10 protein-coding genes and 1 pseudogene are annotated in these 12,739 nt (G+C 59.8%); 7 read left to right on the forward strand and 4 right to left on the reverse strand.

Annotation, left to right across the window (positions count from 1 at the left end; genetic code table 11):
* Positions 1-249 precede the first annotated feature (249 nt).
* The 7 genes from B4968_RS09000 to selD all read left to right on the forward strand — a co-directional run bounded on the left by B4968_RS09000 (position 250) and on the right by selD (position 8,550).
* On the forward strand, positions 250-3,111 hold the full coding sequence (locus B4968_RS09000) for a monovalent cation/H+ antiporter subunit A (protein ID WP_083098318.1): 2,862 nt from the start codon (positions 250-252) through the stop codon (positions 3,109-3,111).
* Positions 3,112-3,128: 17 nt separating this feature from the next.
* Positions 3,129-3,482 (forward strand): Na+/H+ antiporter subunit C, encoded by a 354-nt coding sequence (locus B4968_RS09005; protein ID WP_083098436.1) that lies wholly within the window; start codon positions 3,129-3,131, stop codon positions 3,480-3,482.
* Positions 3,479-5,071: a monovalent cation/H+ antiporter subunit D gene (locus tag B4968_RS09010; RefSeq protein WP_083098320.1), complete on the forward strand. Its 1,593-nt coding sequence runs from the start codon at positions 3,479-3,481 to the stop codon at positions 5,069-5,071. Before B4968_RS09005 ends, B4968_RS09010 begins: the two co-directional genes overlap by 4 nt.
* A complete protein-coding gene (locus B4968_RS09015; RefSeq protein WP_083098321.1) occupies positions 5,068-5,565 on the forward strand; it encodes a Na+/H+ antiporter subunit E in 498 nt (165 codons plus the stop codon). Before B4968_RS09010 ends, B4968_RS09015 begins: the two co-directional genes overlap by 4 nt.
* On the forward strand, positions 5,562-5,831 hold the full coding sequence (locus B4968_RS09020) for a K+/H+ antiporter subunit F (protein ID WP_083098323.1): 270 nt from the start codon (positions 5,562-5,564) through the stop codon (positions 5,829-5,831). The genes B4968_RS09015 and B4968_RS09020 overlap by 4 nt, the downstream gene beginning before the upstream one ends.
* 13 nt (positions 5,832-5,844) lie before the next feature.
* Complete coding sequence (locus B4968_RS09025) at positions 5,845-6,213, forward strand: Na+/H+ antiporter subunit G (RefSeq protein WP_083098325.1); 369 nt, start codon at positions 5,845-5,847, stop codon at positions 6,211-6,213.
* Between the two features lie 177 nt (positions 6,214-6,390).
* Positions 6,391-8,550 (forward strand): selenide, water dikinase SelD, encoded by a 2,160-nt coding sequence (gene selD / locus B4968_RS09030; protein WP_083098326.1) that lies wholly within the window; start codon positions 6,391-6,393, stop codon positions 8,548-8,550.
* 357 nt (positions 8,551-8,907) lie between these two features.
* Here selD and mnmH read toward each other — a convergent pair whose 3' ends face one another.
* From mnmH to B4968_RS09045, 4 genes and pseudogenes are all read right to left on the reverse strand, one after another.
* Positions 8,908-9,954, reverse strand: coding sequence for a tRNA 2-selenouridine(34) synthase MnmH (gene mnmH / locus B4968_RS09035; protein WP_083098328.1), 1,047 nt, complete (start codon positions 9,952-9,954; stop codon positions 8,908-8,910).
* Positions 9,955-10,077: 123 nt separating this feature from the next.
* Entirely contained in the window at positions 10,078-10,215 is a 138-nt protein-coding gene (locus B4968_RS25665; RefSeq protein ID WP_338153235.1) for a hypothetical protein, read from the reverse strand.
* Positions 10,212-10,889, reverse strand: coding sequence for an SOS response-associated peptidase (locus B4968_RS09040; protein ID WP_338153236.1), 678 nt, complete (start codon positions 10,887-10,889; stop codon positions 10,212-10,214). The genes B4968_RS25665 and B4968_RS09040 overlap by 4 nt, the downstream gene beginning before the upstream one ends.
* Positions 10,890-11,099: 210 nt before the next feature.
* Positions 11,100-12,676, reverse strand: a pseudogene (locus B4968_RS09045) (bifunctional metallophosphatase/5'-nucleotidase).
* Between the last annotated feature and the right edge of the window lie 63 nt (positions 12,677-12,739).

Genomic DNA, 12,739 nt, shown 5'->3' on the forward strand with positions numbered 1-12,739 from the left:
TGCAGCCTGTACAGCACCTGCGCTGTTCAACTTCCTGTCAACGCGCAGATCCTGAGCTTCTCAAACACGAGATAAAACACCGTCCCAAGCGGCAGAAAATGAGCCTGGACAGTAAAAAACGCGGCCAAGCTCCCCTACATGGCGTACAATCCCCACTCCTGCGACACTTCCGGCCTCACAGGACTGGAACAATTGCGAAAAATTGCTTAGGCGTTTGACTATTGCCAAGCCCAGCCAGGAGAACTGCACGTGTCCCTGTTTTTGATTGCGGCCCTGCCGTTTCTTGGAGCGCTGTTTCCCGCTCTGCTTATCCGTGCCGGGCGTAACGCCTCGGCCTCGGCCGCAGGCCTTACGAGTTTTCTCGCCTTTGTCGGGCTGATGCTGCACGCGCCTGCGGTGTTTCGCGGCGAGGTCATCCAGGTCGGCGTCGACTGGCTGCCCGCTCTTGGCCTCAATGCCAATTTCTTTCTCGACGGGCTTGGCTTTCTGTTTGCCAGCATGATTCTGGGCATCGGCCTGCTGATCATCCTCTACGCCCGGTTTTACCTGTCGCGCGAAGACCCCATGGGGCAGTTCTACACCTATCTTTTGCTGTTTCAGGGCGCCATGGTTGGCATTGTTCTGTCGGACAACATCCTGTTGTTGCTGATATTTTGGGAGCTCACCTCGCTGTCGTCTTTCCTGCTGATCGGCTTTTGGAAGCATCTGCCTGAGGGGCGTCAGGGCGCGCGGATGGCGCTGGCGGTCACCGGCACCGGCGGCCTCGCGATGATCGGTGGCATGATGATTCTGGGTAATATCGCAGGCTCCTACGACCTCAGCGTCATTTTGCAAAACAAGGACCTCATCCAGAGCTCACCGCTGTATCTGCCCGCGCTGATCCTGATTCTGCTGGGCTGTTTCACCAAATCCGCCCAGTTCCCGTTTCACTTTTGGCTGCCGCATGCCATGGCGGCACCAACGCCGGTTTCGGCCTATCTGCACTCTGCCACCATGGTCAAAGCAGGCCTGTTCCTGATGGCGCGGCTCTGGCCGGTGCTGGCGGGCACCCCAGAGTGGTTCTATATCGTCGCCACCACCGGGCTGGTAACAATGGTGCTGGGCGCGGTGATTGCGCTGTTCAAGGATGATCTGAAGGCGCTGCTGGCGTTTTCCACCGTGTCGCATCTGGGCCTGATCACCATGCTGTTGGGGTTTGGCACCAAGATTGCCGCGGTCACGGCGGTGTTTCACATCATCAACCACGCGACCTTTAAGGCGGCTTTGTTCCTGTCCGCAGGCATCGTCGACCACGAGGCCCACACCCGCGACATCAAACGTCTGGGGGGCTTGCGCCACCTGATGCCGGTCACCGCAACCATTGCGATTGTCGCCGCCCTGTCTATGGCGGGTGTGCCGCCGTTCAATGGCTTTTTGTCCAAAGAGATGATGCTGGAAGAAACCGTGCACACCCTGTGGGGCAGCTCGCAGTATCTGGTGCCTGGCCTCGCCCTGCTGGCAGCGCTGTTTTCTGCCGCCTACTCCTTTCGCTTTATCGGCCATGTCTTTATGGGCCAAACACGCGAAGACTACCCGGCACATCCCCATGACCCGGGCGTCGGCATGTGGATGGGCCCTGCCCTGTTGGTTGTGCTGGTCGTCCTGATTGGTCTGTTTTCTGCCACTTTGGCCGGACCGCTGGTGGCTGTGGCCGCAGGCGCGGTGATTGGTGGCGCGGATTTGCCTTACTACTCGCTGAAACTCTGGCACGGGGTTACCCCGGCGCTCTATATGTCTGCTGTTGCTGTTGGCGGCGGGTTTGTGCTGTTCAAACTGCACCGCCCCCTGGCTGCGGCCTGGAACGGTGCCCCGCGTCCCGAGGCCAAACAGATCTTTGACGGGTTGTTGCGGGGGCTGACGAAGCTTTCGCAACTCATTACCGATGGTCTGCACAATGGGGCCATTACGCGCTATGCCGCTGTGATGATGCTGTTTATTATTGGCCTCAGCTACTATGCCTATTCCACCGGCACCCTGGCCGCTGCCACCCGCACGGTGCAAAGCGTCGGGCCCATTCCGATCATCGCCTGGTTCTGCCTGCTGGTCGCAACACTGGCCGTGGTGGCCAACCATCGTCAGCGCCAGCTGTCGCTGGTCCTGATCGGAGTGGTTGGCCTCGTGGTCTCGATGGGGTTCAACTACCTGTCTGCGCCGGATCTGGCCCTTACCCAGCTCTCGGTTGAGGTGGTGACAATGATCCTGTTGCTGCTGGCGCTGAATTTCATGCCCAAGGACAGCCCGGTTGAGGCGCCTGTCTGGGTGCGGGTGCGCGATGGCGGCATTGCCATCCTGGGCGGCCTGGGCGCCGCTGCGCTGATCTATGTGCTGATGCTGCGTGATTTCTCGCACCCAAGCATTTCAGAGTACCACCTCGCCAATTCCTACAAAGGCGGCGGCGGCACCAATGTGGTCAACGTCATTCTGGTGGACTTCCGCGGCTATGACACCTTTGGCGAAATCATCGTGCTTGGTATTGCTGCCCTGGTTATCTACGCCCTGACCGAGGCCCTGCTCGGCTCCCGCGTGCGGGCCTATCTGCTCAATCGCAAACCCGACATGCCGCAGGCAGGTGACGCCCATCCGATGATGATGGTTGTCGCCACCCGCGTCATGATGCCTCTGGCCCTGATGGTCGCGGCCTATATCTTCTTTCGCGGCCACAATCTGCCGGGCGGCGGCTTCATTGCCGGCCTGATCGCAGCGATTGCGCTCCTGATGCAGTACATGGCCTCCGGCTTTAGCTGGGCCGCCGAGCGGCAACGGATGTTCTATCACGGCACCATCGGCTCTGGGGTGCTGATCGCGGCCGCCACGGGCCTTGGCTCCTGGTTCAGCGACATGCCGTTTTTGACCAGCGCCTTTGGCTATGTCGACTGGCCACCGCTGCAAGAGTTTGAATGGGCCACCGCCGCGCTGTTTGATCTAGGCGTCTTTCTGGCGGTTGTGGGGGCTGTGCTGTTGGCGCTTGAAAGTCTGGCGCGCTTTGCCTGGCAGCCCGGCATGTCGTCAGAACATGCAATGGATATCAACCCGGCCCGTGATGACGCGCTGGCAGCAAAGGGTGAGGGATGAACATGGAAATCCTGAATATGGAATTTCTGCTGGCCTCAGCCGTCGGCATCGTGACCGCCGCCGGGATCTACCTGATCCTGCGGCGCAGGACCTTTCCCGTCATCCTTGGGCTGTCCCTTTTGACCTATGGGGTGAATATCTTTCTGTTTGCCACAGGTCGGCTGATGGTCAATGCCCCCCCGGTGCTGAACAAATACGCCGAGGTGCCCTATACCGATCCGCTGCCACAGGCCTTGGTGCTGACCGCTATCGTGATCTCCTTTGGCATGACGGCGGTCGTGGTGATGATCGCCCTTGCCGCCTATCTGTCGTCAAAGGATGACCTGATCGACATGCCGAACCACCCGGAAGACGAGGGGGAAAACGCATGAACCATTTCCTGATTGCACCGGTTGTTCTGCCCGCACTGGTTGCCCCATTCATCATTATGGTGGTGCGCCATCATATTGATCTTATGCGGATCTTTTCGCTCGCCAGCACTGTTTTGCTGGTGGCCATCTCACTGGTGCTGGCCGCGCAGGCCTCTACCGGTGAGATTCAGATCTACGAGCTGGGTAACTGGGCGGCGCCCTTTGGCATCGTGCTGGTTCTGGACCGATTGTCGGCCATGATGGTGCTGCTGACCTCGGTGCTGGCGCTGGTGGTCAACCTCTATGTGATTGGCACGGGCTGGGACAAACGTGGCGCCAATTTTCACGCGCTGTTTCAGTTCCAGCTGATGGGCATTATCGGCGCGTTTCTGACGGGCGATGCCTTTAATCTCTTTGTTTTTTTCGAAGTGCTGCTGATTGCCTCTTACGGGCTGATGATCCATGCCGGCGGCACCCGCCGGTTTCAGGCCGGAGTGCAATATGTCGTCTATAATCTGCTGGGCTCGACCCTGTTTTTGTTTGCGCTGGGGACACTCTATTCGGTGACAGGCACGCTCAACATGGCGGATCTGGCGGTGCGCGTGGCGGAAATTCCGCCCGAGGATACCGCGCTTTTGCGGGTCGGTGCGGTAATGCTGTTGCTGGTCTTTGCCATCAAGGCGGCGGTTATTCCGCTGCATTTCTGGCTGCCGGCCTCTTATGCCAATGCGCCGCTGCCCGTTGCGGCCCTGTTTGCCATCATGACCAAGGTTGGCGCCTATGCCATCCTGCGGATGTATACGCTGGTCTTTGGCCCGGATCTGGCAGCCACGCATGGGCTTGTCGGGGCCTGGCTGATGCCCGCTGCCCTTATCACCCTGATGATCGGCGCCATTGGCATTCTTGGCTCCTACAGGATCGGGCGGCTGGTCGCCTTTAGTGCCATCACCTCTATGGGCACCCTGCTCACGGCCATTGCCCTGTTCACCCCTGAAGGCGTGGAAGCGGCGCTCTACTACATTGTGCATTCGACACTGGCAGCCGCCTTCCTGTTCCTGGTGGCCGATCTGGTGGCTGAGCGTCAGGGCATCGAAATTCTGCCCCAGCGCCCCATGCCACAAAGCGGTCTGATCGCGGTTTTGTTCTTTGCCGGCGCCATTGCAATGGCTGGGATGCCGCCCCTTTCAGGCTTTCTCGGCAAACTGCTCGTGCTTGATGCCGCAAGGTCGCATGATCTGGTCTGGTGGATCTGGGGCACCGTGCTGGTCGGATCGCTGATTACAATTCTTGGCATGGCGCGCGCCGGCAGCCTGTTGTTCTGGAAAAGCCATGGCCTGCTTGACGACAGCGAAGATCCCAACGCCACGGCCCCCGATGCGGACAAACCCACAGACGAAAACGCCCCAGAAGAAATCGCCGATGTGTCCGGCACCGAGATCACTGAGCGCCCTGCCGCCCTGCCCTTTGTTGCCTGCTTCACCCTGCTGAGCGGGCTGGTTTTGCTCACGATCTTTGCAGGCCCCGCCAACCGCTATGCTGAGGCCACAGCGGCACAGCTTTTTGCACCAGAGCTTTATATAAGAGCCGTACTTGGAGAGGTGACGCCATGAGACTGCTGAAACGGTTGGTGCCGCACCCGTTCCTGACGCTGCTGCTCACCATTACCTGGGTTCTGCTGACCAGCACCTGGACGCTGAACTCACTGGTGTTTGGCTTTGTGCTGGGCATTGTGATCCCTTTTCTGACCCAGCCCTACTGGCCACAACAGATGCGGCTGAAAAAGCCCCTGAAAATCATCGAGTACATTCTGCTGGTGCTCTATGATATCGTTGTCGCCAATGTCATTGTTGCGCGCATCGTGGTGTTCAAACCCAACAGCAAACGTCAGCCCGGCTGGATCGCCGTACCACTAGAGCTGCGCACACCAGAAGCGATCACCGTGCTGGCCGGCACCATCACCATGACGCCGGGAACCGTCGCGGCAGATGTCTCAGCCGAGGGGCATGCCCTCCTAGTGCATTGCCTGGACGCCAGCGATCCAAAAGCTGTGCGTGACGAGATCAAACACCGCTACGAGCGCCGCCTGATGGAGATCTTCGAATGATTGCCTTTGCCACTGTCTTTGCCTTTGTCTGCTTTGCCCTCGCCGTGCTGATGAACCTGTGGAAAATCATCTCGGCCGCCGAGATCGCCGATCGCATTCTGGCGCTGGACGCGATGTTCATCAACGCGCTGGCCCTGATGATCCTCTATGGCATTGCCCTAGGGAGCGAGATTTACTTTGAAGCCGCGCTGATCATTGCCATGCTTGGCTTTGTCTCCACAGTTGCCTACGCCCGCTTTATCCTGCGCGGCAATATTATCGAGTGATGGGAGGTTTGTTATGATTGCCGAATATCTGATTGCAGGTTTTTTGATCATTGCCGGTGTCTTTGGCTTTGTCGGATCCTTTGGGCTGCTCAAACTCAACGATGCGATGTCACGGCTGCATGCCCCGACCAAGGCCACAACTCTGGGCGTTGGCGGCGTGCTGCTGGCGTCTATGGCCCATGGGGTCGCCATAGAAGGACACCTGTCGCTGCACGAGGTGATGATCACCCTGTTTCTGTTTCTCACCGCCCCTGTCACGGCGCTGTTTATTGCCAAGCTCCACATTCACCTGCATGAAACAAAGACCAGCCTGCCAAAAGCCGGCCAAGACGGCATCTGGGCCACCCATAACATTGGCGAGGAGCCACCGACGCAGGACTAACCCCCTTGCCCCTCTTGCCAGCTCCGCCCCGCTTGCACCTGTTGCCCCCCTTGCAGCACAGGGACATTTGGCCGACCATTCTGTAAAATGGCGCTTTTGTATAATGGCGCTTTTGTATAATGGCCCTGTTTTTGAAACCGCTCTGACTGTCATTTTCACCATAAAGGCGCACCCGCAATGCATACGCCCCCTCTGCCCGCAACCAAAGATGTGGTTCTCATCGGCGGGGGGCACGCCCATGCGCTTGTGCTGTTGAAATGGGGCATGCGGCCTTTGCCGGGGGGCCGGCTGACGCTGATCAATCCCGGCCCAACCGCGCCCTACTCCGGCATGTTGCCGGGTTTTGTCGCCGGTCATTACCCGCGCGAGGATCTGGATATTGATCTGGTCAAACTGGCGCGTTTTGTCGGCGCCCGCATCATTCTGGCCGCAGCTGAGGCGCTAGATGCGCAAGAGCAGCTTGTTCATGTGCCGGGGCGTGCGCCCATTGCCTATGATCTGGCCTCTTTGGATGTGGGTATAACATCCGAAATGCCGGGCCTCGCCGGGTTTGGCGAACACGGCGTTCCCGCAAAACCGCTCGGAGTCTTTGCCCAATCCTGGGATGCGTTCCGCCACGGCAGCGGCCCAGCGAATATCGCGGTCATTGGCGGCGGCATCGCCGGAGCCGAGCTGATCCTCGCGATGACACATGCGCTGTCGCGGCTTGGGCGCCTGGGACAGGCCACCTTGATTGACAGCGGGCCGGTGCTGGGTCAGGCCAGCCCTGAGGTCCGCAAACGCCTGAAACGCGCCTTTAGCGAGCACCGCATCTCACTGGTGGAAAACACCAGCGTTGCCCGGCTGGAGCCCGGTGTGGTCCATCTTGCGAATGGCCGCATGGTGCTGTCTGACTTTACCTCAGGGGCTGCTGGTGCGCATCCGCATGACTGGATCGCTGGCACCGGGCTGAAACTGCATCAGGGCTTTGTCGAGGTGGATGAAACATTGCAAAGCTCCTGCCCCGGTGTCTTTGCAGTCGGCGACTGCGCTCACCTCGGATTTTCGCCCCGCCCCAAGGCCGGCGTCTTTGCGGTGCGGCAGGCCCCAATCCTCTACCACAATCTGCGCGCTCTTTTGACCGGCGATCCCCTGCGCAGATACAAGCCGCAAAAGGACTATCTGAAACTGATTTCACTGGGCAGCAAAGAAGCCCTCGGGGATCGTTTTGGTCAGCAGTTCGCAGGCGCGCTGGTCTGGCGCTGGAAGGACCGGATCGACCAGAACTTCATGGAGCAGTTTCATCAGTTGCCCAAGATGGAGCCCGCTGAGCTTCCGGTGGAGCATACTCATGATCTGCCTGCGGCCCTGGGCACAAAACCCATGTGCGGCGGCTGTGGCGCCAAGGCCGGGCGCGGTGCACTGCGCGCAGCACTTGCCAGGCTCGCGCCGCCACAGCGCAGTGATGTAACACCCCTGCCCGGCGATGACGCGGCGCTTTTGCAAACAGGCGGCGTGCGGCAGGTGATCAGCACCGACCATCTGCGGGCCTCGGTTCTTGACCCCGATATGATGGCGCGGATCGCAGCCACCCATGCCCTCGGCGATATCTGGGCAATGGGTGCCGCGCCGCAGGTGGCAACGGCAAACCTCATCCTGCCCCGGCTGTCGCCTGCGCTGCAGCAGCGCACACTGACCGAGATCATGGCGGCCGCCAGCGAGGTGATACAGGCCGCCGGGGCCGATATTGTCGGCGGCCATACCTCGATCGGGGATGAGCTTTCGATTGGCTTTACCGTGACTGGCCTGTGCGAGACCGCCCCAATCACTCTGGCGGGTGCCGTGGCGGGAGATGTTTTGATCCTGACCAAACCCATTGGCTCGGGCGTGATCATGGCGGCCGAAATGGCAGGCGAGGCGCGGGGCGTCTGGGTCGCGGCTGCGCTGAGGCAGATGTGCCAGCCGCAGGCAGAAGCCTCGCGAATTCTCTCAAAGGCCCATGCTATGACGGACGTCACCGGCTTTGGCCTCGCCGGGCATCTTTTGGGACTGTGCGAGGCCTCTGGAGTAGCTGCCCAGGTGGATCTGGCCGCTGTGCCACTGATGCAGGGTGCGGCAGACCTGAGTGCAAGCGGTTTGCGCTCGTCGCTGTTTGAAGAAAACCGCGCCATCTGCCCCACGCTGGGCAGCTCAGCCACACTGGATCTGCTGTTTGATCCCCAAACCGCTGGAGGATTGCTGGCGGCTGTCAGCCCCGACATGGCAGAAGACCTGCTGTTGCAGCTGCACGCAGCTGGCTACCCCGCCGCCAGAATCGGCGTGCTCACGGCCGGTACTCCTGAAATCAAAATCACCTAGATAGGATCATCGCCCCGGAGAGTTTGATGAAAAACCACTCCCCGGTCCCCTGCCCAAGCATCGGTAAAGACCAAACACCAAAGCGCTCCCGCCCGTCATCGCTCTCTTAACAGAGATCTCTTCCCGTTGGGCGTGGCACCGCGCCTTTGGCGCGGTGCCACGCCCAAGGCCGCCAAGGGGTGTCTGCGTAGCAGGCGCACCTGCGGCGCGGGCGCCCCCCCTTGGCGAGACCGAGCGCCCTCATCAACTCCATTGCGCGGCCCTCATCTAGCCGTCTGGCCCATGTCTGGATTGCGGAGCTGCGCATAACCTAGACATAAACCTTTGCCGCCCGTATTCACCTTTGACACCAGTGCTTTACTCAATCAGCTGCGCAATTCTTTTTGCGGCTCCCGCAAGGTCCTGCTCCGTCATTTCCTCAAGTTCTATGCTCAGGACAGGCGGGCTAGCTTTGGTACTGCGCGACTTTTGGTAGGAGGGATCGTAGTGATCCCGCATCAAGGCCTGAGTCAGTGCAGGCTTGTCCCCCGCCTCAATCAGCGAAAACCAGTGATCGATCACCGCATTTGCGCGTTGGCCGCGCAGGCGTCCCAGTTTTTCGCGCAGCGTCGGTGCGTCCGACAGGATATCGTCATAGACCTGTGTCAAATAACGGCAACGCGCCGCCACCGGGGCGGTGACTTCGACCCGTGAGGCCTGCTTCATCGCGCTCCAGAGACTGGGAGGAATAATCCGCGCGCCCACCTTGCTGGATTCGGCTTCAACCAGAACCGGGCGGGCAGCATCCATCTGCACCAGAGCCGAGGCCAGCGCGGTCTCAAACCCCTTTTGGCTGGGCTGAGGCGTCCGCATGGCGCCCAAAAGCGAGCCACGATGGTTGGCGAGCCCCTCGAGATCGAGAACCTGCCCGCCAAGAGCTGCAACCCGTTGCAAAATATCCGGTTTGGCACTGCCGGTATAACCATCCAGCGCGATCAGGCGAAATGGCAGGGGCTGATCATAGAGGTATGATTTGACCAGTCGCCGATAGCTTTGATAGCCGCCTTCGACCAGGTCAGCCCGCCAGCCAATCTGCTGCAGCATCCAGGAAAAACTCCCCGACCGCTGGCCACCACGCCAGCAATAGACCAGAGGCTGCCAGCCGCCGTCATGATGGCTGAGACTATTCTCTATGTGATTGGCTGCATTGCGAAAAACCAGCGCCGCGCCGAGTTTGCGCGCCCGGAACGGGCTGTCTTGCACATAGATGGTGCCCACTTGCGCGCGCTCTTCATTGTCCAGCACTGGCAGGTTGATGGCACCGGGGATGTGGTCTTCGGCAAATTCGGCCGGGCTGCGCACATCGATCACATCATCGCGGCCATGTGCCAGGATGTCTTGCAGGGATTTATAGCATTCTGGCATAGGTTTGCCTTACCGCATAGGGCGTTTGAATTTGGGTATGTTTTCCCACCTTGTAGCGCCAATTCCCCGCAGAGACAGCATGGATTTCACGCAATATCGCTAATCTGTGCCCCGTTTGCTGGATCACAGCAGGCGCGGCTGCCGCATAGAGCTGGTCGTTTCGGTATCGGGCTTCTGCTCTGGTTCAGGTGTCTTGTTTGCAGCATCCGGCGTGGCTGGCAGGTCTTGTTCGACAGGATCCTCATAGAAAGGCTCAATCACCTCGGGTCCGCTGGCCCTGAGCTGTTCACATCCATCGCCACCCGGTGCATCAGATGCAGCCCTTCCGGGCCCGGCTGCATCAGCGACGCCGCCCCTTTGCCGCTCTCGCCCAGCCATAGGGACCAATCCTGCGGCTCAAGCATCAGCGGCATGCGGTGATGAATAGGCAAAAAGCTCTGATTGGCCGCAGTGGTCACGATTGCGCAGGTGGCCTGGCTGTCGTGCTGCCCACAGTCCTGTCCCCCGTTCTGCCCACTGTGCTGCCTCCAGTCCTGCCAGATCCCGGCAAAGGCCAGGGGGGCATCATCGCAGCGCCGAATGTACCACGGCAAACGTCTGCCCCGCGACGCGCGGGGCCATTCATAAAACCCGCTGGCCGGGATAAGACAGCGCCTCTTGCGGCAAGCCTCTGCAAAGGCGGGCTTTTCTGCCAGCGTCTCGGCACGTGCATTGATCAGTAGCGGGCCTGCGGTCTCGGTTTTGTACCAATGCGGCAAGAACCCCCAGCGCATCGCCTGCAGCCGGCGGATGCCCTCGCCTGCGCTCACCACATGCACCGGGGTTGTGGGACAGATATTATAGTTCGGCCCCTGCGGCAGGTCATTGGCAGGCTGCGCTGCAAACAGCTGCGCTATGGCATCATTGGGAAGGGTCAGGGCAAAACGTCCACACATGTAACCAGCTTATCGCAATCAAAGCAGAAAAACCAAGCCGCGCGGCGCTTGGTCACGCCTCCCTCTCTCTTTCTTGCTCCGGTCGCTCTTTTTCCAGTCTCTCTCAATTCCGGGCCACGAAAAAGCCCCGCCAGAAAATCCCAGAAAATCTATGGCGGGGCTCGCAAGATAGGCTATCAAAGAACGCGAGTGTGTTTCGCGCGCGAAACCTTATTTCTGCGCAATCCGCCCCTCTGTATAGGCCTGATAGGCGCCTTGCGCCGCGAGATATTCGGCCAGAACATCTGCAAGGTCGGGGCCAAAATCATAGGCGTTTTTATCTTCGCCAGCAAAGATCTTGTAGCCTCACCGCCGTTGCGCACGTAGTTGTTTGTCACGACGAGATAGGTTTTGGCCGCATCAATTGGCTCAAACCCAGAGCCTGCAGCAACCAGCACCTCTTGTACCCGACCCGCGTTGGCGGCAACACTGCCGTCCCAGGTGAATTTAAGCCCCGCAACCTGCGGAAAGCGCCCCTTGACCTCTTCCACCTGGCTCACACCATTTTCCAGCGCCGCGACAAGGTCTGCACCGGTGATCTCAAAGGTCGAGAGCGTGTTCTGGAAGGGCAGAATGGTCAGGACTTCGCCCATGGTGACAGCACCGGGTTCAAGACTTGCGCGGATGCCGCCCGAGTTTGCGATCGCAATGGTCACGCCCTGGTCCTTGACCCGCGCCAGCATGGCATCAGCCACCAGATTGCCCATCTGGCATTCCTGAACGCGGCAAACCGTGCGATCGCCATCAACCGAGGTTGCCGCCTCGGCGACCACCTTGTTGCGGATCTCGTCCAGTGGCATCGCCAGCTCGGCAATCCGGGCCAGGGTGTCGCTGTCCTCAGCGACGGTGCCATCCATGATCAGCGGCTCTCCCGCTGCCTGCGTGACGGTGCCGGCATCATCAAAGGTTAGGTTCAGCTCGCCGAGGAACTTGCCATAGGCATAGGCCTGCACGATGGCGACATCGTTGACCATGGTTGGATAGGGGCCAACAGCCTTTTCCGAAACATTGGAAAGATAGGTATTGGAATGGCCGCCAACAATCACATCAACGCCTTTGGTGCCAGCGGCTACCTTTTGGTCAACCCAATAGCCTGAATGGCTGAGGACCACGATCTTGGTGACGCCCAAGGCGGTCAGACGATCCACCTCGCCCTGTACAGCCGCCACCGGATCCGAGAACGAGACGTTCTTGCCGGGGCTGGCCAGATCATGGGTATCTTCTGGTGTCAGGCCAAGCAGGCCAATCTTTTCGCCGCCCCGCTCAATCACGGTTGATTTCTGCAGTACACCGGCCAGGGCAGGCTCGGCCGAGACATCGGCATTGGACATCAACACCGGAAAGCCCACCGCATCCATGAAGCCACGCAGCACCTCGGGGCCATCGTCAAACTCGTGGTTGCCAACGGTCATGCCGTCATAGCCGAGCTTGATCATCATCTCGGCCGCGACCTTGCCCTTGTAGTAGGTGTAAAACAGCGAGCCCTGAAACTGGTCGCCGCCATCCACCAGAATGGAGTTCTCGGCACGGCTGCGGGCCTCTGCAATGGCGCTGACCAGACGCGCGGTGCCGCCAAAGCACTTGCCCTCGGCGTTGTCACTCTCGCGACAGCCGCTGTCATATTTGCTGATCGGCTCAAAGCGCGCGTGAAAATCATTGGTATGCAGAATGGTCAGCTTGTAGTCAGCCGTGGCCATACCCGCCGTAAGGCCCAGTGCGGCAACCGTGGTCAGAAAACGCGTAAACATCAAAATCACTCCCGTTGTTTTTCTTTGCCTCCGATGGTGCGGCCAAAGCCGCTGTCAGTCAAA

This window comes from Pseudophaeobacter leonis (assembly GCF_002087335.1).
GTDB classification, from domain to species: domain Bacteria; phylum Pseudomonadota; class Alphaproteobacteria; order Rhodobacterales; family Rhodobacteraceae; genus Pseudophaeobacter; species Pseudophaeobacter leonis.